Consider the following 23,722-nt stretch of genomic DNA (forward strand, 5'->3'; position numbering starts at 1 on the left):
TTCTATTGTTTAAACTGCGCTTTTTATGTTCTGTTTTGTGCTCTCCAATTCTTTCTTCAAAAATCGAGCCGTGTAACTTTTCTTGTCTTTGGCCACCTCTTCAGGGGTACCGGTCGCAACCACTTCGCCACCTCCTTTACCGCCTTCGTATCCAATATCGATAATATGGTCCATCATTTTAATGACATCCATGTTGTGTTCAATGACCAAAATGGTGTTTCCTTTGTCCACCAGTCGGTCGAGTACTTCCATAAGTACCCTAATATCTTCAAAGTGCAAGCCGGTTGTAGGTTCGTCGAGGATATAAAACGTGTTCCCGGTATCCCGTTTGGAAAGCTCCGTGGCCAATTTGACCCGTTGCGCTTCTCCTCCGGAGAGAGTAGTGGACTGTTGTCCCAATGATATATAACCCAAACCTACATCTTTTATTGTTTTGAGCTTACGATGAATTTTTGGAATGTTCTCAAAAAAATCAACAGCCTCATTAATGGTCATTTCCAGCACGTCGGCAATGGACTTTCCTTTATATCGAATTTCCAAGGTTTCTCGATTGAATCTTTTACCGTTGCAGGTTTCACATTCCACATATACATCGGGTAAAAAGTTCATTTCAATCACTTTAAGCCCTCCACCTTGACAGGTTTCGCACCTACCACCGGCCACATTAAAACTGAATCGGCCCGGTTTATAACCACGGATGGTGGCCTCCGTAGTTTTGGCGAAAAGCGATCGTATTTCACTAAAAACCCCGGTATAAGTAGCGGGGTTGGACCTCGGGGTACGTCCGATAGGGGATTGGTTGATATCGATGACCTTATCGATATGCTCCAGCCCCGTGATTTTTTTGTACGGCATCGGTTTTTTGACCCCATTAAAGTAGTGGGCGTTCATAATGGGATAGAGAGTTTCGTTGACCAAGGTGGATTTTCCACTTCCCGAAACGCCAGTGACTCCAATGAGTTTTCCCAAAGGGAAATCCACGGTCACATTTCTAAGATTGTTTCCTGTGCATCCGGAAAGGGTAATTTTTTTGCCCGTTCCCTTGCGCCTCTTTTCTGGAACCGGAATTTCCAATTCTCCGGTGATGTATTGTGCGGTGAGCGTATGCTGGTCTATCAGTTCCTTTGGTTTTCCTTGCGATATGATTTCACCACCGTGTTTTCCCGCTTTAGGGCCAATATCGATAACATGGTCAGCACTTTCGATCATATCACGGTCATGCTCTACCACGATAACCGAATTGCCAATATCACGCAAGGATTCCAAGGAATGGATCAAGCGTTCATTGTCCCGTTGGTGCAGACCAATACTGGGTTCGTCCAGAATGTAGAGTACTCCCACCAATTGGGAGCCTATTTGTGTAGCCAATCGTATGCGTTGGGCCTCACCTCCCGATAATGATTTAGAACTACGGTTGAGCGACAGGTAATCCAATCCAACATCCAACAAAAAACCAACACGGGCTTTGATTTCCTTAATGATTTCCTCCGCGATTTTTTTCTGGTTGCCTTCCAAGGTATCCTCCAAATGTTGAAAGAAATCCGCCAACTCGTTGATATCCATTTGGGCAAGCTCCGCAATGTTCTTTCCATCCACTTTAAAATAAAGGGACTCCTTGCGTAAACGGGAACCTTCACAAGACGGGCATTTCACTTTGTCCATGTAATCTTTGGCCCATCGTTTTATGGAAGTGGAGTTCGCTTCTTCATATTGGGTCTTGATGAAATTGGAAATCCCTTCGTAATCGATTTTGTACTGCCGTTTGACGCCCAAACTTTTGGAATCGACCTCAAAACTTTCCTTTCCGCCGTTCAGAATAACGTCCATGGCTTCCTGCGGAATCTTTTCAATAGCATCGGAAAGGTCAAAATTGTAGCGCTGGGCTATGGTCTCCAACTGTTTAAAGGCCCACGACTTTTTGTATTCCCCGAGGGGAGCCAGTCCACCGGCTTTGATGGATATTTTTTTGTTGGGGATGATTTTGTTCTCGTTTACCTGATACACATGACCCAATCCGCTGCATTCGGGGCACATTCCCTTAGGTGAATTGAACGAAAAGGTGTTGGGCTCAGGAGTGGGGTAGGAGATGCCCGAAGTGGGGCACATTAAATCCCGACTAAAATACCGTGGCACTTTTTCGCCCTCTTCCAAGACCATCAGCACATTATCGCCGCTGTACATGGCGGTATTGATGGTTTCGCTCAATCGCTTGTGAAAATCCTCGCTGTCACCCACTTTCAATCGGTCGATTACAATCTCAATATCGTGCGTTTTGTAGCGGTCAACCTTCATGCCTTTGGTGATGTCCACTATTTCGCCATCGACCCTTACCTTAACGAAACCTTGCTTCGCAATCTGTTCAAAAAGTTCACGGTAATGTCCTTTTCTGGATTTGATGACCGGGGCGAGCACATTGATTTTTTTGTCCTTGTAGGTCTCAATGATCAAATCCTTGATTTGTTCATCGCTGTAGCTTACCATTTTTTCGCCCGTGTTGTAACTGTAGGCGTCCCCGGCACGTGCAAAAAGCAATCTTAAAAAATCGTAGACTTCGGTGATGGTCCCTACCGTGGAGCGTGGCGATTTGGAGGTGGTCTTTTGCTCTATGGCGATAACAGGCGATAGCCCGTCGATTTTGTCCACATCGGGACGCTCCAGTCCACCCAAGAACTGACGGGCGTAGGCCGAAAAGGTTTCGATGTATCTGCGCTGTCCCTCCGCATAAATGGTATCAAAGGCCAGTGATGATTTTCCACTTCCCGAAAGCCCTGTAATCACTACTAATTTTTCCCGGGGAATGGTGACATCTATATTTTTAAGGTTATGGACCCGAGCACCCTTAACCTCAATATGTTCTTCGTAATTGATCATAAATCATAGCAAACCTCAAATGTAGCGATTTGGGATGTAAAAAGGAAGCCAACGCCCATTACCATTTTGATAAAATAAGCAGTAAGTTTAACAAATCAAATTATCGAAAATGAACCTTAAGCCAGTATCCGTCCGAATCTTGATGCTTGTATTTTTCCTCAACTGCTCTGCACTTGTGCTTGGACAAACAAGGCAAGTCATTGTGGATGCCGATACGGGCAATGAGGTGGACGATTTTTACGCCCTCGTCCGAATTCTGGCAGATTCCACAGTAGAAGTGACCGCTTTGAATGCGGCACATTGGCAAACCAGCCATTGGGCTGTGGACAGGACGATGGAAAATAGCCACCGCCTGAACCAACAGCTTCTGGGAGAAATGGATTTGCAGATCAGGACTTTGCGCGGGGCGCCCGCCCGTATGTACGATTGGGGCGATAGGGCGCAAAACTCGGCCGCAGCCTACGAAATTATAGCCCAAGCGGAGCAAATGGATAGGGTAACTATTTTGGTTTTGGGTGCTTTGACCAATGTCGCTTCAGCGGTGTTCATTCGACCGGAAATCGCAGAAAAGCTCGAAGTATATTGGTTGGGTACGACCATGGATTTTGATACCGGTGTTCTGAAGCGAAACGATTTCAATCCGCTGATGGACCCTTTTGCGCTGGATTATCTGCTGGATTCAAAAGTTACCATGAACATTATGCCCATTAATGTAGCAGTGGATATGGAAATTGATTATGATGAACTGTCCAGTAAGATTGGAAATAATGCGTTGGGCCGCTTTTTGATAAAACGATGGAACGACCATTTGGACGGCTCACGACAAAGTAGGGTGCTTTGGGACTTGGCATTAACAGCGGCTTACCTAAGGCCCGAACTGGCAAAAAGCATATTGGTTCGGACTTCGCGCGATAGTGGGAATAGGGACATTAATTTTTATAGCAGCATAGCCGCAAAGGCCATTTATCAAGATTTTTATGACGTTTTGACCGTGTTTGAAAAGCGGAAATGACCTCTTAGGAACCAAAAGTTGAGAATCATTTTGAAAAATGTTTAATTTCGGTCGTTATTCCAAAGAGTAAGAAATTTAGTTTATGAAATTATTAGGCATTGGCTCCAGAATAGAGCATCCCGAGTACGGCAAAGGTGTAGTCACCAATGTATCATCCAAGCACTATTGGGTCACTTTTATGGAAAATGGATTGGAAACCATTGATTTGGATGCAGATTTTGAAGTGATTGAAGGCGTAGAAGACGAAGTGGACAGCGTCAGTTTTTTTGATGTGGAACGCTCCTTGGTCAAGATTTTGGAAAAATGGAGCGATACCCACGAAAAAGTGCCGATGGCGGATAAGTGGAAAGGCGGCAAGCTTATTTTGGACCCTGGGGATGGCACGGCCAGCAAAGAAATGCCCATAGATACCTTTTTTCATAAGATTGTAATGGTGCGTGACCGCATCCGTGTGATGGAGCAAAAAATCAACAGCAGCAAAAACTTGGACGACCAAGAAAAAGTGGACCTACAACAATATATTACTCGCATTTATGGCAGCTTGACCAGTTTTAATGTGCTGTTCAAAGCCAAAAGCGACCATTTTGTGGGGGAGAAGGGGAAGGGCTAATCAAACCGCCTCTTTCTTCTCACTTAAATACTTCCAATACCTTTTGGGCACATGTTGCACATGCAATTTAGGATTGATACGCGATGCGATATTGGTGCTCTTAAAATAATCATTCCAAAGGGTTTGGTATTCGTATTCTTCAATCGCAAAGGCATCGCTTTTCACCGTTCTGTTGTGATGGATGTCCTTTAGGTTTAGGGATACCATTTCCACATGGTCCAAATCATAATAAATTCCGTATCTGCGCTTTACGTCATAAATCAACCACTTTTGGTCCGCGTAGCGGTCACGAAAGTGCTTGGAGATTAAGGGCAATACATCAAAATCGGGTTCAATATTGGCGAAGTAGATGCCATCTTTGGTCAGTTGAAACCGTACAAAGGCCTCCATGCGGTGCTTTTCGCGTCCTACCTTTTTGGCCAGTTGGGCAATGTGCAACACCGTGGAATCTGAGTAATCCATATATTTTCCGTTTTTGTCTCGCATCAATTTTTGGATATAGTTGTACAACAGCAGCTCTATCCCTTCGGTTTCGCTCAAAAAGGCAAAATACACATTGGAAATGGCATTGTGACTCTTGTTTCGGATACCGTTCCAGACCCGTTTCGCCTTTTCCACATGGGTAAACACCGTTTCGGTTTCAGAAAACAGCCCGCTTTGGGTCTGATGGTTCTTTTGAATATCGGCCACATTGATTTTTTCATCAAAGGCAACAAAGACGGCGGTCAGGAATCCGTTGAAACTGCCATCGTACACTAAGGTTGTTGAAGCGTTCATAACACCTACTTTTTTTGGTTTTTTGAAGTCATTTTAACTGACTCATTTATCAATTGTCCATTTCTAATTGAATAGGGACAATTGCGTACTGTACTGATTCCGAAATTTCCCGGTGGAATGTTGCAGAATCATACCTTTTATCTTCTCCGCATCCAAATCACGGCGTTCCCAGTAACGGGAATCGCATACCATAAAATATTGGGCACGGTTGAGGGCCACTCCCATTTTTTTGAGATGGTCCCAGTTCAATTTTCGAAACTTTCTAGCCTTTACAATTTTGTCCACGGACCGCAGTCCGATACCGGGTATTCGTGCCAGCAAGCGTTTATCTGCTGAATTCACGTCCACCGGAAAGTGGTGCAGGTTGCGCAGGGCCCACGAAAGTTTGGGGTCGACCTCCATATCCAAATTAGGATGCTCGTTGTTCAGCAATTCCTTTACCGAAAAGCCATAAAAGCGCAATAGCCAATCGGTTTGGTACAGCCGGTTCTCTCGCAACATGGGCACTTGGGTTCCAATGGCTGGCAAACGTGAATCGTGGGTCACCGGCACATAACCCGAATAATAGACCCGTTTCATGTTGTATGTTTTGTAGTAGTAGGTAGCGGAATACATGATGTCCTTATCCGATTCGCCAGATGCCCCTACAATCATTTGGGTGCTTTGACCTGCAGGGGCATACTTTGGTGTACTTTTGATGATTTTACGTTCCGAAGTGTAGCGAACGATTTCATTTTTCACCTTTTCCATGGGTTTGGTAAAATCCTCGTGCTTTTTATCGGGAGCCAATAGTTTAAGTCCTGAAACCGTAGGCACTTCAATATTTACGGAAAGTCTATCTGCATAAAGCCCTGCTTCGTACATCAGTTCGTCACTTGCCCCTGGAATGGACTTTAAATGAATGTAACCGTTGAAGTTTTCTTCTTCGCGGAGCTTTTTGGCCACCGCAATCAAGCGCTCCATGGTGTGGTCGGGACTTTTAAATATCCCGGAACTCAAAAAAAGCCCTTCGATATAGTTTCTTCTATAAAAATTAATGGTAAGGTCAACCACTTCCTGTACCTTGAAAGCTGCCCTTGGAACATCGTTGCTTTTCCGCGTCACACAATAGGCACAATCAAAAATGCAATGGTTGGTGAGCAGAATCTTTAAAAGCGACACGCAACGACCATCCGCAGTATAGCTATGGCAAATTCCCATTTTGGAAGCGTTCCCCAACCCCTTGTTCGCGTTGGTTCGGTTACTGCCGCTACTGGCGCAGGAAACATCGTATTTGGCGGCATCCGCCAGAATGTTCAGTTTTTCTCGAATTCGTTCAAAGTTCATAACTTGGAAATATTCCAATCAAAAATATGGAAAAATTCCAAATATTGGAAATAATCCATAAAAAGTTTTGGAAATAATCCAAATACCCTATATTTGAGAATAGATTGTCCTTGTCATTGCTTTCGAGATTAAAATGCTGCATAATGTCTCGACTGCGCTCGACAGGACATTATTGACTAGATGATGGAAAATGAAATAACCCTAAAACGATTTACCGATATCCGAAGGGAACTTGGATACACCCAAACAGAGTTCGCCCAATTGTTGGGCGTTAAAAATACGACTGCCGATATTGAACGGGGTAGAACCAAGCTGTCGGGAAAAGTGGTTGCCGAACTTTTGAAACAGTTCAAAATCAACCCGTTATGGTTGTTTGGTGAAAGTGACCAAAAGCATTTGGATACGTCCAAGACCAGTGTCATTCCCAAAGTGGTCACCGTGGATAATTCCGATAACGACAACATGGTGATGGTGAATGCCAAGGCCGCAGCAGGGTATTCACAAAATATTTCCGATACCAGCTGGTACCGACAATTACCAGCTTTTGATATGCCCATTCCCGAATTTCGCAATGCGACCTATCGTGGCTTTCAGGTGGAAGGCGATAGTATGCTCCCAAATCTTAGGCCCAACGATTGGGTGTTGGCACGTGCCATCGAGCACATTGACCATGTGAGTCCCAATAAAATGTACGTTGTTGTGCTTCAGGATTCGGTAATGGTGAAAAAGATTGAACGAAAACCAAACTCCAATAACATTACCTTGGTTTCCCTCAACGAGACGTATCCGCCCTACGAAATCAAACCTTTTCAAATCCAAGAAATTTGGGAGGTAAGCAGCAAATTGACTTTCAACGTGGATGCCACTACGGAAACCGGCTTGTTGAAGCAGTTACAGCAGTCCATGGAAGATCTCAAGAGACAAATTGCCAAGTAAAATTAGAAGCCTACCCCAGTGGTTTTCGTTTGAATTCGCATCAAATGGGAGTGGGCGGTCATGTACAGTACCGAACCATCGTCGCCCCAAGCACAGTTAGCGGTGCGCTGTCCGGTGGCGATGCGCCCCAAAAGCTTACCGCTTTCCGTGATAATCAATACACCTCCTGGTCCGGTCGAAAATATAGTCCCATCTTTGGCAACTTTGAGACCATCCAAGGACCCGATCAATTCTTCTTCCAGCAAGGGAGATGCATCAAAAAATATACGACCCTCCTTTAAAGTGCCATCAGGCTGAACCGGGTAGGCCATAATATATGGTGCCGCATTATCGGATTGATTGACGTATAGAATTTTTTCATCAGGGGAGAAGGCAATCCCATTGGGGCGGGAAAGATTCCCAACAACCCTATCCACCTTCCCGTTCGTATCAATTTTATACACCCCACAGGCATCCATTTCACGGATTTTGGAATTTTGTTGCTCGGGGAGTCCATAGGGAGGGTCGGTAAAATAATAGGTGCCATTCGAGCTTTGCACAATATCGTTGGGACTATTGAACCGCTTGCCTTCCCAATGGTCAGCAATGGTTATTTTCCCTCCATTTGACAAAGGCATTCGAGAAATTCTACGGTCGCCATGTTCGCAGGCTACCAGTTCGCCTTGTTGGTTTATGATGAGTCCGTTACTGCCGGGCTCATGACTATAAGGCAAAACGCCCGTATATCCTGAGGGTTTCAAAAATTCGGAAATCCCTTCGCCCTCTTTCCATTTAAAAATGGTATTCTGTGGTACATCTGAAAACAGTAGGAAGTCACCATCTTTCACCCAAACCGGTCCCTCGGACCAGATATACCCATCGGCCAGCACTTCAATGGTTGCATGTTGATCAACATAATCATAAAAGGCTTCGTCCAGAGCCACCAATTCACCTGTCGTTTGCCGTTGGGCCATACAGCCCAATACCACAAACATCAATACGTATCGTACGATTTTCATTTTAAAATTGTTTTTCGCTGGTAATGTTCAAGCAGGCTTTCCAATCAGGCCTGTTGCATCAAACAGCTATTTTTTATCGCTTTTGCCAGCAGACCGGCAGCTTCAGGTTTTAAGCGGAACCACAGTTCGGGTTCAAAAATTTCCAGCTCGGCCAAGGCCCAATTTCCATCATTGTCCTTAAAGATATCCACCCGTGCATACATGGGCAATTGTGGAGCCGCGTGAACCACAGTTTGCGCAAAGGCAATCTGCTCTTCAGTAGGTTGGTATTCGTGCACGGTTCCCCCAAAATCGTCCTGTACCCTAAAATCACCCGCTTTGGCTATTTTTAATACGGCATGAGTGAATGTTCCGTTGAATAGCATCATGGAAATCTCTCCTTCGGAAACAATATGGTGCTGAAATTCTTGAAGCATTAATGCTTCTTCCGCAATCAATTCCTTAAAAATGGATTCCTGTTTACCAATTTCGTCTTTCCCTATTTTATAGGTATGGCGGGCAGCCCCCGAAACACAAGGTTTTAGAATATAAGTATCCGATGCGAATCCGTACTCCAGCTGTGTTTTGGCCACGGCTTCGGCAAGGGTAATGCTTGAACCTTTTTCGATAAATAGCGTTTTGGGAATGGCCACCCCTGCCTTGGACAGGTCTTGCAAATAGTGCTTATCGATGTTCCAATGGATGAGTTCCTTGGAGTTGATGAACTGTGTTTGTTGGGAAGCTTGCTCGAGCCATTTGGAAAATTCAGCGAAGCGGTCAAAATAGTCCCAAGTAGTGCGAAATAGCGCAAATCGGGTAGTGGACCAGTCAAAATCGGGATCGTCCCACGCTTTTCGGCCTACGGTCAACCCTTCATTTTGCAAAGCTTCCACCACCAATCGGTCCTCCAAAAGTACATTTTCAATATAAGGAGTCTTTTTTGTTGGGGACACATATCTACGGTCCGTCAATACCACAACATCAAATTGCATAGGGCTGAAATTTAGAATCCTACGGCGGTGTCATCACCACGTTTGTCCGCCCCGCCTTCCAGTCTTCCATCGGGAAGCACCCGGATGGCATCCACCTTACCAATGATTGGGGTGCGTTCCTCGTTGATGATGTATCCTTTGGACTTTAGTTGTTCTTTAAGTTCATCGGAAAAGCCTTCGGGTTCAAAAATCACCATATCGGGCAGCCATTGATGGTGAAAACGGGGTGCGTTCACGGCTTCTTGCATACTCAGGTTGAATTCGTACACATTAAGAATGGTCTGTGCGACTGCTGTAATAATCGTGGAACCTCCTGGAGTTCCTACCACCATGTACAGTTTGCCATCCTTTTCCACAATGGTGGGTGTCATGCTGCTGAGCATGCGTTTTTCGGGTTGAATACTGTTCGCTTCGGCACCAATGAGTCCAAACATATTCGGAACCCCTGGTTTAGCACTAAAATCGTCCATTTCGTTGTTCAAAAAGAAGCCAAGTTCTTCACAATACAGCTTGGAACCATAGCCTCCGTTTAGGGTAGAGGTGACCGAGACCGCATTACCTTCGCTATCCACAATGGAAAAATGGGTGGTCTGTGCGCTCTCAACAATTTCGACCTCGCCATGGCTTACTTCAGAGGACAGGGTAGCCTTATCAAAAGAGAAATTGGCCATCCGTTCCTGAATATATTCATCGTTCAACAACATATCGTAAGGAATCTCCACAAAATCAGGGTCCCCCAAATAGAAGTTACGGTCGGCGTAGGCTCTTCGTGAGGCCTCGGTGAACAATTGGATGGTCTTCGCCGAGTTATGACCGTACTTGGCCACTTCGTAGGGCTCCATCATTTTAAATATTTGATTGATGGTGACACCCCCGCTGCTCGGCGGACTCATGGAAATCACCTTAATGTCCTTGTACTTAAAAACGATGGGGTCGCGCCAAACGGCTTCGTATTTTTCTAGGTCTTCAGTGGTAATCAAACCGCCATTTTCTTGGACGAAACTGGCCAATTTTTGAGCCACTTCACCTTTATAAAACCCATCGCGCCCTTCTTCCATAATTTTTTGAAGTGTTTTCGCGTAGGTCGGATATTTGATGGTGTCGCCTGCGGTAAAAGGTCCCGCAAATTTGGTGCTATCGCTATTTGCCTTGATGAAATCCTCACGATAACCCGCAAGACGTTCTGCCTGCTTCTCCGTAACCACAACGCCTTTATTGGCCAATGCAATGATAGGTTCAATGATTTCCTTTAGCGGTAATTTTCCAAATTTTCTATGGACTTCCAACACACCTGCTACGGTTCCGGGTACGCCTACAGCGGTGCCGCCCGAAGTGCTCAAGCCGGGGATAACGTTGCCCAAGGAGTCCAAATACATATCCTTGTGGGCGGCAAGGGGTGCCTTTTCCCTATAATCGATGCCGCCGACTTCGCCATTGCTTTTGCGATAGACCATAAAACCGCCTCCGCCCACACTGCCGGCAAAAGGGTAGGCTATGACCAAGCTAAGCTCGGTAGCCACCATGGCATCAAAGGCATTACCGCCTTTTTTCATGATGTCCGCGGCCAATTGGGAGGCTTCCTCCCGTGCGGAAACGACCATGGCTTTTTCAGTGACCAGTCCAGTTGGCGTTGCAGGTTGCTGCTTACAATTGATGAATAGGAGTAGGGGCAAAAAGAGTATCAGTCTTCGCATAGGGCAATAAATTTTTGGTTGGAAAAGGTAATCAATTCTTTAAAAAAGTCGGTGAACTCATTTTCAAATTCCTCGTAATGTTCCTCTAGGTCCAAAATGGCAAAATTCATACGGGATTTGTTATTGGTCCGTCGGTTCATGCCATTGAGCACGCGTTGGATTCCCGCTAGATTGGCATAGTTGAGCAGCCAGTTATCGGCAATCATGTAGGGCATCATCCGTTTGGTGGCCATCGGCAGGATATCGTAATTGTCTTCCAGCAAATCATAGAAGTTTTCTACATAATCGGCCAAGGGAACATCGGAATAATCCGCCCAATTCTTGGCCAAAAAGTGGTCATAATAAATATCGACGATCACACGGCTGTAGTGACTGTAGTTTTTGTGCAAACGTTTGCTGCTTTGTCTTGCGATGGGATGGGCATCGGTAAAAGTGTCTATTTCCCGATGCAGCAGGATGCCTTTTTGTATTCTGTCAGGAAAATGTTGGTACTTATTTCCACGGATATGGTCGGCAAAGAAATTGCCCAAAGTGATTTCCTTATCATCGAACGATAAATAAATATGCGCTAAGAAGTTCATCGGGGCAAATTCCTTTTCCATCGAAATTTACAAATTCAAAACATGGAATCGAGGATACCCCATTATATTTGCAAAAACTTTTTTAACAATTATGACACTGATCAAATCCATTTCCGGCATACGAGGCACCATCGGAGGACGCACAAACGACAACTTAACGCCCGTTGACGCGGTAAAATTCGCTGCCGCTTATGGTACCTGGTTACAATCGTACGCTGCGAAGGATAAGCTGAAGGTAGTTATTGGTCGAGATGCCCGTTTATCTGGAGAGATGATACAAAATTTGGTGGTCTCCACCTTGGTGGGATTGGGAATTGATGTTATCGATTTGGGATTGTCCACAACCCCCACCGTAGAGATTGCGGTTCCTTTGGAAAAGGCTGATGGAGGCATTATTTTAACGGCCAGCCATAACCCCAAACAGTGGAACGCCCTTAAATTATTGAACGAAAAAGGGGAGTTTTTGGATGCGGAGCAAGGCGCTAAGATTTTGGCCTTGGCCGAGAAAGAGGATTTTGAATTCGCCGAGGTCGATGATTTGGGTGAAATCATAAAGAACGATTCCTACATCGATATCCATATAGATGAAGTATTGGAATTACCTTTGGTAGATGCCGAGACCATAAAAAAGGTAGGCTTTAAGGTTGTGGTCGATGGGGTCAATTCAACAGGTGGGATTGCCATTCCGAAATTACTGGAAGAATTGGGGGTTGAAGTGGTAAAATTATACTGCGACCCCACAGGACATTTTCCGCATAACCCCGAACCTTTGAAGGAACATTTGGGCGATATCTGCAAGAAAGTAGTGGAGGAAAAGGCTGATTTTGGTATTGTAGTGGACCCGGACGTGGACCGATTGGCATTTATTAGCAATGATGGGGAAATGTTCGGTGAAGAATATACGCTAGTGGCTTGCGCCGATTATGTGTTGTCCAAGACCAAAGGAAATACGGTGTCCAATCTTTCCTCTTCCCGTGCTTTGCGCGACATTACGGAAAAACACGGCGGCACTTACGAAGCTGCTGCAGTGGGGGAGGTGAACGTAGTGACCAAGATGAAGGCCAATAATGCCATTATTGGTGGTGAGGGCAATGGCGGTATCATTTATCCTGAGAGCCATTATGGACGGGATGCCTTGGTGGGAACGGCTTTATTTTTGATGCTGATGGCCGAGCGCGGTGGCACAGTGGCCGAACTTCGTGCCAGTTACCCGAGCTATTTTATGAGCAAAAAGAAGATAGCATTGACGCCCGACTTGGATGTAGATGCGCTATTGGAGGCCATGCACCATAAATATAAGGATGAAGAGGTGTCTACCATCGATGGGGTCAAGATTGATTTTCCAGAAAATTGGGTGCATTTGAGAAAATCGAACACGGAACCCATCATCAGAATTTATACCGAAGCCAAGTCCCAAGCCGAAGCCGATGGATTGGCGGATAGGATAATCGGTGAAATCAAGGAAGTAGCGGGAATCTAGGAATTGACCACCTTTTGGGTTGTTTTCTGGAACTCCTTGGGTACTTTGTCCTTGTGTTTCCAACGTTTATGTGTCCAGAAGTAATATTCTGGCGCTTCCCGAATGGACTTTTCGGTCTCCCGTAAAAAGGCGTCGGTGATTTTGTAGTCTTCTACCTCCGATGGGTTTTCGGAAAGTACCTTGACCGTACCCTCATAATAGCCCCTTCCAATTTTACGTGTCTTGAGGTAGACGGGAATAATATCGTTTGCTTTGCAAATTTCCTCGCCCCCCACATGCACAGGTACCACTATGCCCATAAAATCTGTCCAGTATTTGGCTTTGATGACCATGGGCGATTGATCGCTAATGATACCCACCATGAGCAGTTGTTTGCTTTCCTTGGCGTCCTTCAATATTTTTCGGGACTCCCTTGTGGAAATCAGTTGGGTGTTGAACCTGCCCCTGAGGTCCCGTACCAGTTTATCAAAATACTTGTTCTGTATTTTTTGATAGATGCCGTAGCCTTTGGACTTAATTTGAAGATTAAGGGAAACCACCCACTCCCAGCTGGCATAATGTGGCAGCATCAGCATGGTATTGATACCCTTTGCTTCAAGCTCGTGAAGCACCTCCATGTTAGTGACCGTAAATCTTTTTTGGACTTCCTTATTGCTTATCCCCAGGGTCTTGATCATCTCCAGAAAGATATCGCACATGTGCCTGAAGAACTTTTTCTCTATTATCAACCGTTCCTCTTCTGATTTTTCAGGAAAAACAAGGGTCAAATTGTTACGCACCACCTTTTTGCGGTACCCAATAAGGTAGTACAGGAGTAGGTAGACCCCATCGGATATAAAATAAATGATTTTAAAAGGGAGTCTGGAAACCAACCAGAGCAAAGGATAAACAAGGATATAAACTACCAGCTGCATAGACTATTCTTGTGTGCAAATATAGCTATATTTGAACCCAAACCTTTATTTACATGCTCAATTTACATATCGCTACGATAGCCATCATGGCGGCCAATGTGCTGGTTTCACTACGTGGTTTCAATAATATGGCATTTTTTGACCGATACAAGTTCAGTATCAGTGCCATACAAGCGGGCCAGCGGGAGCGGATGGCCACTTCGGGCTTTTTGCACGTGGATTTTTCCCATTTGTTCCTCAATATGTTCACGCTGTATTTTTTTGCTCCGGTAGTGATCGGCTGGTTCGGCTCCATCAAATTTTTGATCATCTATTTTGTGAGTCTGCTGGCAGGAAGCCTTTTGGCCTTGGTTTTTCATAAAGATGAGCCATTTTACAGTGCCGTAGGGGCCAGTGGTGCGGTTATGGGCGTGTTGTACGCCGCCATATTGCTCAACCCTGACATGCAATTGGGCATTATGTTCATTCCCATTCCATTACCTGCATATGTGTTGGGGATTGCTTACTTGTTGTATTCCATTTGGGGGATGAAAAGCCGGATGGGCAATATAGGGCATACCGCCCACTTCGGGGGAGCCATTGGCGGGTATGCAACCACTTTATTGTTTAAACCAGAGCTTTTTGTTACGGACACCTTGATTGTGGTGCTCTTGGCCATTCCTATCATCATTCTTTTTGTTCTCGATAAAATGGGCAAGATTTAACCAAGATGCCATAGGTAATTTTATTGGAAGTATGGTTTTCAATTCGAATGGATTCCGTGTCAAGCACGGAATGATGGTCATCCATAAATCCCATAAAAAAAGGCCTTGAAACTTCAAGACCTTTGTTTATCTATATTCTAGGGCTGATTTAGCTCTTCCCCAGTATTTCGGCCACTTTTTCTTCCAAAGCAGGTCCCCTAAGGTCTCTTGCCACGATAACCCCATTTTCGTCCAATAAAAATGCAGCAGGAATAGCATTGATGTTGTACAAACGGGCAATTGGATCCTGAAAACGCTGAAGGTTGGAAATATGGTTCCATTCCAATCCATCGGCTTCAATAGCGCCGGTCCATTGTTCGGCTTGGGTATCCAAAGAAACGCCCAAAACGTCGAAACCTTTTTCGTGGTATTTTTTGTAGACCGATACAATGTTCGGGTTTTCGGCACGACAGGGTCTGCACCATGCGGCCCAAAAGTCGACCAAGGTAAGTTTAGCGTTACTGGTCACATCGCTCAACGCAAGCACATCACCAGAGGGCGTAGGGGCAGAAAAGTCGGGCGCGGTGGCTCCCACTTCGGTAGATTTTAAATTTTCAAGCTGTTCCGCAATCTTTTTTGCAGGTTCGGTTTCCTTCATTTCGGGTGAAAGTGCTTCGAACATGGATTTGATTTCATCTATGGTAGCTGACTTTGTGGCCAACAGGTTACCGATGACCAAAACGGAGATGTAGGCATCCGGATGGCTCTTCGCAAAATCAAGGTTGAAATTTTTGGCATCTTCCTGAAACTCCATGAATTCTTCGCGAAGTGCGGCCACAGTGGCAGTATCTTGCTGCTGGGCTGCGGTACGCATATCGTTCTGCATAGATTGCGCTCTTTCAGAAAACCTGCGGGACTCTTCCAAAAAGTCCATGAAGACCTCGTTTTGCTCGGTTCCTTTGAGCTTTGCGTATCCAATGCTATCTTTTTGGAATTCTACATCGATTGTTCCGTTCTCCACGATTACCGGAACGTTTCCACGCATTTTATCCACAAAAAGATAGTACATCTTGGGCTCCACTTGGTTTCCGCTAAAGCTGAAAAGTCCATCTTGTACGGCGGTAGTGTCAATATCCACCAATTGGTTTAGGGAATCGGTGGTCTTCAAAAATATTTGGGTTCCATTTTCGGGTTCTCCGGTAATGGTTCCGCTCAATACGTATCCTTTGGGTTCAGAATTACAGGCACTTATCAAAAGTGCACCTAGGGATATGGCAAATAGTTTTTTCATTTCAATATGTTTAAGCCGCTAAGGTATTCAATGTTTATGGCATAAAAAAACCCTTAGCTTATTGAAAAGCCAAGGGCTTGTCTTTAAAAATCGTATCGTTAGAATTGGTATCGGATACCCAATGCGATATCAAAATCAAAATCGTTATCGAAACCGTCGTACCCAACTAGGCCTACCTCTGGTCGGAAGTCCAAGGATAGGAGCAGTGGAATATCAAAATCGTATTCTATACCGATATTACCTGCCGCAAACACGAACAAGCCATCGTTATCATCGTTAAAATCGGGTTCTGGCCTATCAAAGTCAACGCTTCCCAGTCCACCACCGACGCCGTAGTACCAGTTAAAGTTGCCATCCAAAGGTCGTACCCATTGGTAAACTCCTGCCAATTTAAAAGCGTCAAACTCACGGCTATCCCTCCAGCCTAGGTTGAATTCCGCCCGGTTGTAACGTCCAATCGATTTTTGATAGGAAATCTCGGCCCCAAAGCCGTCGCTATCGCCCAATCGTAGTCCCAAAGCATGCTCTGAGATGTTCTGCGCGCTTAAGCTCACTGTTGCAAACAAAAATAAAACGGATAATAATGTGGTAATCTTCATGAGGTTCTCGTTAAGTTAAAAAATAGAGATAGTTTTGTAATACATTTACGTTCTAAAAACCAATTTAGTTCCCAAAAAGTATTCCAAGTTGGATAAAAAATTGTTAAAAGACCTCTCTGAATCCTTGGAAGGGGAGTTGTTGTTCGACGAATTGAGCAGGGCGATATACGCCACAGATGCTTCGGTGTATCGCAAACTGCCCTTAGCGGTGGCCTATCCCAAAAATCCACAGGATATCAAAACATTACTTGTTTTCGCAAACGAAAATAAGATTGGATTAATTCCTCGGACAGCAGGAACTTCTTTGGCCGGACAGTGCGTAGGGGAGGGCATTGTGGTGGATGTGAGCCGACACTTCACCAAAATCATCCATTTGAACAAGGAGAAAAAGCAAGTGACGGTTCAGCCCGGGATAGTTCGTGACGAGCTCAATCAGTACCTACAACCTTTTGGTCTCTTTTTTGGCCCAAACACCTCCACTTCCAACAGATGTATGATCGGTGGGATGGTTGGGAACAATTCTTCGGGCACCACTTCCATACAATATGGTGTTACACGTGATAAGGTGGTTGCCATGCAATGCATTCTGTCCGATGGGAGCGATGCACACTTTGCGGATATATCCAAAGAAACATTTGACCAAAAGCGGATTGGGGATTCTTTGGAAGCAAACATATACCAAAAACTTTACGAAGAACTTTCCAATCCGGAAACGCAACAACAGATTGCCGATGAATTCCCGAAACCAAGCATTCACAGACGGAATACAGGTTATGCGGTGGACGAACTGTTGAAGAATCGGATTTTTGGGGATGAAAAGGAGGATTTCAATTTGTGCAAGCTTTTATCGGGCAGCGAGGGAACGTTGGCCTTTACCACCGAAGTAACCCTACAGCTTGATGATGTACCACCTCCCTTTGCGGCCATGGTAGCTACCCATTACCATACCTTGGAGGATTGCTTGAGCGATGTAGCTCCCGTGATGCAGCACAGCCTGCACCTTTGCGAGATGATGGATAAGGTAATTCTGGACTGTACCAAGAACAACCGCGCACAACTGGCCAACCGTTTTTTCGTGGAGGGCGACCCTGCAGGAATTTTGATGTTGGAGGTAAAGGCAACTACCAAGGAAGATCTGGAAAAGCAGTTGGAAGCCCTGCTCCAAACCATTGAAAGGTCGGGATTGAGCTATGCCAGTCCTGTTTTGTATGGGGACGACATCAATAAGGCCATCGAACTTCGTAAGGCCGGATTGGGATTGCTGGGCAATATGGTGGGAGACCGAAAAGCGGTGGCCTGTATTGAAGATACTGCAGTGGCCTTGGAAGACCTGAAGGATTTTATCGGGGAGTTTACCCAAATCATGAAAGAATATGGCCAGGATGCCGTGTACTACGCCCATGCAGGGGCTGGAGAATTGCATTTGAGGCCCATTCTCAATCTCAAAAAACGGGAAGATGTGGTCTTGTTCCGCCGCATCACCACCGATGTGGCCCAACTCACTAAAAAATACCAAGGCAGCTTTAGCGGCGAACATGGTGATGGGATTGTGAGAGCGGAATTTATCCCATTAATGATCGGAGAGGCCAACTATGAACTCCTGAAGCGCGTAAAAACGCTTTTCGACCCCAATGGAGTCCTGAATCCGGGCAAGATAGTGGATGCGTACCCCATGGATGAGTCCTTGCGGTACGAGGTAGACCGAAAAGAGCCCGAAGTTTCTACTGTCATGGATTTTTCGGATAGTGAGGGTATCTTAAAGGCTGCGGAAAAATGCAACGGAAGTGGTGATTGCCGCAAAAGCCACCACATGAGCGGTGCCATGTGCCCCAGTTATCAGGCGACCAAAAATGAAAAAGATACGACAAGGGCCAGGGCCAATGCGCTGCGGGAGTTTTTGACGCATTCTGAAAAACCGAACCGCTTCGACCATCAAGAGCTAAAACAGGTCTTTGACCTTTGTTTGAGTTGCAAGGCCTGTGCCAGTGAGTGTCCCAGCAATGTGGACGTGGCCACCTTGAAGGCGGAGTTTCTGTACCATTATCAGGAAGCGAACGGCTATTCCTTGCGCAGCAAGCTGTTTGCCCACAATACCCAACTGAATGCCTTGGGAAGCAAGGTTTCAGGAGTAACCAATTGGATGTACGAGTCCAATATTTTTGGGAATTTGCTTAAAAAAGCAGCTGGCGTTGCCCAGGAGCGAAGTCTCCCTCGAGTAGGGCGCTTTAATTTTAACAACCACCTTAAAAAGCAGCGCGCAGAGCGTACGGACCTTTCCAAAAAGCAGATGGTGCTATATATCGACGAGTTTGTTCAATATTTGGATATCCAGATCGGTAAGGATGCCATCGAATTGCTGTGCAAACTGGGTTACGATGTGGAACTATTTTATGGGGAAAGTGGGAGAACCTATCTATCGAAAGGATTTTTAAAACAGGCCAAAAAACTGGTCGCCCGTAATTTGGAACACCTCAAGCCCATTTTGGATGCCGGAACGCCTATTGTGGGACTGGAGCCTTCGGCCATACTCTCTTTTAGGGACGAATACCAACGGTTGCACGAGGATAAGGGCCAATTGACCAAACTGGCTTCGCAATCCTTTTTGATCGAAGAATTTTTGGCTTCGGAAATTGCAGCAAAACAAATTACTGCTGACAGTTTTACCAAAGAAGAGCGGACCATAAAAATCCACGGGCATTGCCATCAAAAAGCATTGAGCAACCAAAAAGTGACCTTCGATGTGCTCAACTTGCCCGAAAATTACAAAGTCACCATCATCCCATCGGGCTGTTGTGGCATGGCGGGTTCCTTTGGGTACGAAAAGGAACATTATGAGGTGAGCATGCAGGTGGGGGAACTCAAATTGTTTCCAGCGGTGAAGAAAAGTTCAACGGACACCATAATCGCTGCCAATGGAACCAGTTGTAGGCATCAAATCAAGGATGGGACGAAAAGGGAGGCATTGCACCCGGTCTCAATCTTGAGACAGGCCCTTGTTGTCTAAGAAATCAGGGTCGACGTGTTCTTCGCTCTCACTGAATTGTTCTTCGGTAAGGTCTTCCATCTTCACTTCCTTGTCCGTAATGGATGCAATAAGGTCGTTCATATCCATTTCCTTTAGGTCTTCGTCCATAAAGAAAGGGGAGAGCCGGTCGTGATTGTAGTGGTAAATTTTCCAACGCTTAAAGGAATATTCCAGAGCGGTAAGGTTTTCCACCCAATCCCCGGAATTTAGATAGGTGCATCGACCATATTTGTTTTCGTAGATTTCTTTTTTGGGTTGATGGATGTGTCCGCAGACCACATAATCGTACTCGTTTTCTATGGCGAGTTCTGCAGCGGTTTTTTCAAAGTCATTGATGTATTTGACCGCACCCTTTACGCTGTTCTTTATTTTTTTGGACAAGGAATATTTTTCCCGTCCCATCTTGGCCAAGCACCAATTAAGGAAACTATTGATCAAAATAAGTAGGTCATAGCCATATCCTCCCAATTTGGCCAACCACTTTGCATTCTGAATGGAGACATCGAACACATCACCATGAAAGATCCATGCTTTTTTACCGTCGAGGTTCAAGACCAATTTGTTCATGATCTTAAAGTTGCCCATTGAAGTATCACTGAACTTACGGAGCATTTCATCATGATTTCCAGTAATATAATACACTTCGGTACCCCTGGAGGCCATTCCAATAATCTTTCTTAACACTTTTAAATGGGAAGGAGGGAAGTATCGTTTGCTAAACTGCCAAATATCGATAATGTCCCCGTTTAAAATCAGTTTTTTGGGCTGGATACTGTTGAGGTATGTGATCAGTTCGTCCGCATGGCAGCCATAGGTTCCTAGGTGGACATCCGAGATAACTGCCAATTCTATCTTCCTTCTTTTCAATCGAATAAGGTTTAGTACAAAATAAACTGGTAGGAATAAATTAGAAATCAATTCCAAATCATTAATTCATGAGGATATTGTTAAAATAATATCACCTTAAAGTGAATTATGTTACAATAACATTAAGCCAAAAGCCTGTTTTTGAATTAGCTTTGTATCCGCTACCTTTGGGGGCAATCTAATTTTATACCGAATGGCAGGAAATTCCTTTGGACAACTTTTTAGGCTCACCACCTTTGGTGAATCCCATGGAAAGGCTCTGGGCGGCATTATCGATGGTTGTCCCGCTGGGATAACGTTGGACCTCGAGAAGGTACAAGAAGAACTGAACCGAAGAAAGCCGGGGCAATCTGCCATCGTCACGCAACGCAAGGAGCCGGATACCGTGGAGATCTATTCCGGGGTGTTCGAGGGAAAAACTACGGGAACGCCCATTGGTTTTGCCATTCACAATACCAATCAGAAGTCCAAGGACTATTCCCATATCAAGGATTCGTACCGACCTTCCCATGCGGACTATGTGTACGATAAAAAATATGGTTTCCGTGATTACCGAGGCGGAGGCAGGAGTTCCGCACGGGAAACGGCAAGTCGAGTGGTGGCGGGAGCCATCGCCAAACAGTTTCTGGACGATATCAAGATCAACGCCTTTGTTTCGCAAGTGGGGGAGATGAAATTGGATAAACCGTATCAAGAATTGGACTTTTCCAAGATCGAATCTAATGCAGTGCGCTGTCCGGATCCTGAAATGGCCCAACAGATGGAGGCATACATCAAATCCATTAAAAAAGAGGGGGATACCATTGGTGGGGTCATCACCTGTGTGGCCCAAAATGTACCCATCGGTCTCGGAGAACCTGTTTTTGATAAGCTGCACGCCCGTTTGGGGGAAGCCATGCTTTCCATCAATGCCGTTAAGGGTTTTGAATATGGAAGCGGCTTTGCAGGGGTTGCCATGAAGGGTAGCGAGCATAACGATGCCTTTAACCCTGATGGCACTACAAAGACCAATCGCAGTGGAGGTGTCCAAGGGGGTATCAGCAATGGTATGGACATTTATTTTAGTGTTGCCTTTAAGCCTGTGGCCACTGTTCTGCAAGCCTACGACACCATCAACAAAGAAGGGGAGAAGGTGACCACCCAAGGTAAGGGAAGGCACGACCCCTGCGTGGTGCCAAGGGCTGTGCCCATTGTGGAGGCCATGACGGCATTGGTGTTGGCAGACTATACGTTGCTGGCCCGTACCAACAAAATCTGATGAGCCGTTAGGTGGTTTCCATGCAATAAAGTATCTTTCCGTCCATAATTTTATTTTATGAAGAAATTAGAATTACACTGGCAAATCCTCATCGGGATGGCCTTGGGTGTTTTGTTTGCGTTGTTAATGGTTCAATTTGATTGGGGTCCCAAAATTGTTTCGGATTGGATCAAACCTTTTGGTAATATTTTCATCAACTCACTAAAATTGATTGCGGTGCCCTTGATTTTGGCATCGTTGATCAAGGGAGTGTCCGACTTAAAGGACATTTCGAAGCTCTCCAAAATGGGAGGTCGGACGATAGGGATTTACATCGTCACCACCATTATTGCGGTAACCATAGGTTTACTGGTCGTGAACGTGGTAAAGCCCGGCGGTTCCATTACAGAGGATACCCGGAACGAGCTCGTGGAGAACTACAAAGGAGATGCCGACAACATCAAAACTGCCGCCGACAAACAAAAGGAGGCGGGACCATTGCAGGCGCTGGAAGATTTGGTTCCGAGCAACATATTCAAGGCCGCGAGTGACAATGGAAACATGCTTCAGGTGATTTTCTTTGCCATATTCTTTGGGATTGGGCTCATTTTGATTCCAGAGAAAACCGCTGAACCCGTCAAAAAATTCTTCGATGGCTTTAACGAGGTCATTTTAAAATTGATAGATATTATCATGTTGGCCGCACCTTATGGTGTATTTGCACTTTTGGCGGCCTTGGTAGTGGAGTCGCCAAGTTTGGACCTTTTCCAAGCCCTGGCATGGTATGCCTTCTGTGTACTGCTTGGTTTGGCGCTTATGCTATGTGTATATCTGCTGATTGCATGGATTTTCACCAAAACCAACCCTGCCTTTTTTATGAAAGGAATGTCCCCTGCACAATTATTGGCTTTTTCGACCAGTTCGAGTGCCGCTACCTTGCCAGTAACCATGGAAAGGGTAGAAGAGCATTTGGGCGTTGAGGAAGAGGTGACCAGTTTTGTGCTGCCCATTGGTGCCACTATCAATATGGACGGAACCAGTTTGTACCAAGCGGTAGCCGCCGTTTTTATCGCCCAAGCCTTTGGTATGGACCTGAGTCTTTCCGCTCAGTTGGGCATCATTGTTACGGCAACCTTGGCTTCCATAGGTAGTGCAGCTGTTCCCGGTGCCGGAATGGTGATGTTGGTCATCGTATTGGCACAGGCTGGGATTCCTGAGGCAGGTCTTGCACTGATTTTTGCGGTGGATAGACCTTTGGATATGTGCCGTACCGTGGTGAACGTTTCAGGTGATGCAACCGTTTCTTTATTGGTTGCTAAATCCGTAGATAAATTGGGAGAGCCCAAGGTGAAGAATTGGGACGACAACTATCGGAAACAAAAAGAGAGTTAATCCAAAAACTTGGCTTTAAGTTCTGGGGTGGGGATCATGCAGGCATCCTGCTTTCCGAACCATTTGTACCGATTTTTGGCCACAACGTCATAGATTCGGTCGCGGATGGAGGTAGGAATCCAGGTAAAAATGGCCGAAAGTCTCCAGATGCCGCCCAAATCTTGGGCAATTTCCAAGGCAGCATCCGATTTGGTAAAATAGGCCACCCCGGGCTCAATCAAAATAATGGAATCGATTTTGCTGGTATCGATTTGGCGTTGGTCCACCAACTCCTGTCCAATGTCACTTTGGAGCGCCGCATAGCGAAAAATATCCTTTTTGTCCCTTTTAATGACAAATTGGACCGCGTTGTTGCACAAATTGCAAACGCCATCGAACAGGATTATCTTTTTATCTTCCATAGTGCTATCATTCCCGCGTAGGCGGGAATCTATTTCTTTACCCCAAAGATACGCAGC

The 23,722-nt window shown here is 45.4% G+C and carries 20 protein-coding genes; 8 read left to right on the forward strand and 12 right to left on the reverse strand.

Features of this window, described 5'->3' with window-relative positions; translation table 11 throughout:
- Window positions 1-9: 9 nt before the first annotated feature.
- Complete coding sequence (gene uvrA, locus RBB12_RS07920) at window positions 10-2,871, reverse strand: excinuclease ABC subunit UvrA (RefSeq protein ID WP_306012985.1); 2,862 nt, start codon at window positions 2,869-2,871, stop codon at window positions 10-12.
- Between the two features lie 109 nt (window positions 2,872-2,980).
- Here uvrA and RBB12_RS07925 point away from each other — a divergent pair, with 109 nt between their 5' ends.
- The gene (locus tag RBB12_RS07925) at window positions 2,981-3,883 is read left to right on the forward strand and encodes a nucleoside hydrolase (protein ID WP_306012984.1); all 903 of its coding nucleotides are present in this window, start codon (window positions 2,981-2,983) and stop codon (window positions 3,881-3,883) included.
- 82 nt (window positions 3,884-3,965) lie between these two features.
- On the forward strand, window positions 3,966-4,493 hold the full coding sequence (locus RBB12_RS07930) for a hypothetical protein (RefSeq protein WP_293288084.1): 528 nt from the start codon (window positions 3,966-3,968) through the stop codon (window positions 4,491-4,493).
- Here RBB12_RS07930 and RBB12_RS07935 read toward each other — a convergent pair whose 3' ends face one another.
- Both RBB12_RS07935 and RBB12_RS07940 read right to left on the reverse strand, forming a co-directional pair.
- A complete protein-coding gene (locus RBB12_RS07935; protein ID WP_306012983.1) occupies window positions 4,494-5,270 on the reverse strand; it encodes a TIGR03915 family putative DNA repair protein in 777 nt (258 codons plus the stop codon).
- 63 nt (window positions 5,271-5,333) lie between these two features.
- Window positions 5,334-6,596, reverse strand: a complete 1,263-nt coding sequence (locus tag RBB12_RS07940) for a putative DNA modification/repair radical SAM protein (protein WP_306012982.1) — start codon at window positions 6,594-6,596, stop codon at window positions 5,334-5,336.
- A 183-nt stretch (window positions 6,597-6,779) separates the two neighbouring features.
- Here RBB12_RS07940 and RBB12_RS07945 point away from each other — a divergent pair, with 183 nt between their 5' ends.
- Complete coding sequence (locus tag RBB12_RS07945) at window positions 6,780-7,532, forward strand: XRE family transcriptional regulator (protein ID WP_306012981.1); 753 nt, start codon at window positions 6,780-6,782, stop codon at window positions 7,530-7,532.
- 2 nt (window positions 7,533-7,534) lie between these two features.
- Here RBB12_RS07945 and RBB12_RS07950 read toward each other — a convergent pair whose 3' ends face one another.
- Genes RBB12_RS07950 through RBB12_RS07965 form a run of 4 tightly spaced genes read right to left on the reverse strand, consistent with a single transcriptional unit; the run spans window position 7,535 to window position 11,776 of the window.
- A complete protein-coding gene (locus RBB12_RS07950) occupies window positions 7,535-8,530 on the reverse strand; it encodes an SMP-30/gluconolactonase/LRE family protein (protein WP_306012980.1) in 996 nt (331 codons plus the stop codon).
- 44 nt (window positions 8,531-8,574) lie between these two features.
- Window positions 8,575-9,501 (reverse strand): RimK family alpha-L-glutamate ligase, encoded by a 927-nt coding sequence (locus RBB12_RS07955; protein ID WP_306012979.1) that lies wholly within the window; start codon window positions 9,499-9,501, stop codon window positions 8,575-8,577.
- An 11-nt stretch (window positions 9,502-9,512) separates the two neighbouring features.
- Window positions 9,513-11,195 (reverse strand): gamma-glutamyltransferase, encoded by a 1,683-nt coding sequence (gene ggt, locus RBB12_RS07960; protein WP_306012978.1) that lies wholly within the window; start codon window positions 11,193-11,195, stop codon window positions 9,513-9,515.
- On the reverse strand, window positions 11,183-11,776 hold the full coding sequence (locus RBB12_RS07965) for an acyl carrier protein phosphodiesterase (protein ID WP_306013461.1): 594 nt from the start codon (window positions 11,774-11,776) through the stop codon (window positions 11,183-11,185). The genes ggt and RBB12_RS07965 overlap by 13 nt, the downstream gene beginning before the upstream one ends.
- A 91-nt stretch (window positions 11,777-11,867) precedes the next feature.
- Here RBB12_RS07965 and glmM point away from each other — a divergent pair, with 91 nt between their 5' ends.
- Window positions 11,868-13,256 (forward strand): phosphoglucosamine mutase, encoded by a 1,389-nt coding sequence (gene glmM / locus RBB12_RS07970; RefSeq protein WP_306012977.1) that lies wholly within the window; start codon window positions 11,868-11,870, stop codon window positions 13,254-13,256.
- Here the strand turns inward: glmM and RBB12_RS07975 are convergent.
- The gene (locus RBB12_RS07975) at window positions 13,253-14,170 is read right to left on the reverse strand and encodes a lysophospholipid acyltransferase family protein (RefSeq protein WP_306012976.1); all 918 of its coding nucleotides are present in this window, start codon (window positions 14,168-14,170) and stop codon (window positions 13,253-13,255) included. The genes glmM and RBB12_RS07975 overlap by 4 nt on opposite strands.
- A gap of 53 nt (window positions 14,171-14,223) precedes the next feature.
- Here RBB12_RS07975 and RBB12_RS07980 point away from each other — a divergent pair, with 53 nt between their 5' ends.
- A complete protein-coding gene (locus tag RBB12_RS07980; protein ID WP_127141826.1) occupies window positions 14,224-14,874 on the forward strand; it encodes a rhomboid family intramembrane serine protease in 651 nt (216 codons plus the stop codon).
- Window positions 14,875-15,022: 148 nt separating this feature from the next.
- On the opposite strand, the gene RBB12_RS07985 is transcribed toward RBB12_RS07980, so the two are convergent.
- Window positions 15,023-16,144 carry a TlpA disulfide reductase family protein gene (locus RBB12_RS07985; protein ID WP_293288107.1) on the reverse strand — a complete coding sequence of 374 codons (1,122 nt, stop codon included), beginning with the start codon at window positions 16,142-16,144 and terminating at the stop codon, window positions 15,023-15,025.
- A 98-nt stretch (window positions 16,145-16,242) separates the two neighbouring features.
- Window positions 16,243-16,743, reverse strand: a complete 501-nt coding sequence (locus RBB12_RS07990) for a hypothetical protein (protein WP_306012975.1) — start codon at window positions 16,741-16,743, stop codon at window positions 16,243-16,245.
- A gap of 88 nt (window positions 16,744-16,831) precedes the next feature.
- Here RBB12_RS07990 and RBB12_RS07995 point away from each other — a divergent pair, with 88 nt between their 5' ends.
- The gene (locus RBB12_RS07995) at window positions 16,832-19,747 is read left to right on the forward strand and encodes an FAD-binding and (Fe-S)-binding domain-containing protein (protein WP_306012974.1); all 2,916 of its coding nucleotides are present in this window, start codon (window positions 16,832-16,834) and stop codon (window positions 19,745-19,747) included.
- Here the strand turns inward: RBB12_RS07995 and RBB12_RS08000 are convergent.
- Window positions 19,718-20,635 (reverse strand): UDP-2,3-diacylglucosamine diphosphatase, encoded by a 918-nt coding sequence (locus RBB12_RS08000; protein WP_306012973.1) that lies wholly within the window; start codon window positions 20,633-20,635, stop codon window positions 19,718-19,720. The genes RBB12_RS07995 and RBB12_RS08000 overlap by 30 nt on opposite strands.
- Before the next feature lie 193 nt (window positions 20,636-20,828).
- On the opposite strand from RBB12_RS08000, the gene aroC reads away from it, so the two are divergent.
- Both aroC and RBB12_RS08010 read left to right on the forward strand, forming a co-directional pair.
- The gene (gene aroC, locus RBB12_RS08005) at window positions 20,829-21,893 is read left to right on the forward strand and encodes a chorismate synthase (protein ID WP_306012972.1); all 1,065 of its coding nucleotides are present in this window, start codon (window positions 20,829-20,831) and stop codon (window positions 21,891-21,893) included.
- A gap of 57 nt (window positions 21,894-21,950) precedes the next feature.
- Window positions 21,951-23,264, forward strand: a complete 1,314-nt coding sequence (locus RBB12_RS08010) for a dicarboxylate/amino acid:cation symporter (protein ID WP_179383772.1) — start codon at window positions 21,951-21,953, stop codon at window positions 23,262-23,264.
- Here RBB12_RS08010 and RBB12_RS08015 read toward each other — a convergent pair.
- Complete coding sequence (locus RBB12_RS08015; RefSeq protein ID WP_306012971.1) at window positions 23,261-23,665, reverse strand: thiol-disulfide oxidoreductase DCC family protein; 405 nt, start codon at window positions 23,663-23,665, stop codon at window positions 23,261-23,263. The genes RBB12_RS08010 and RBB12_RS08015 overlap by 4 nt on opposite strands.
- Between the last annotated feature and the right edge of the window lie 57 nt (window positions 23,666-23,722).

This window comes from Allomuricauda sp. MMSF_3307, assembly GCF_030733585.1.
Classification (GTDB): Bacteria; Bacteroidota; Bacteroidia; order Flavobacteriales; family Flavobacteriaceae; genus Flagellimonas.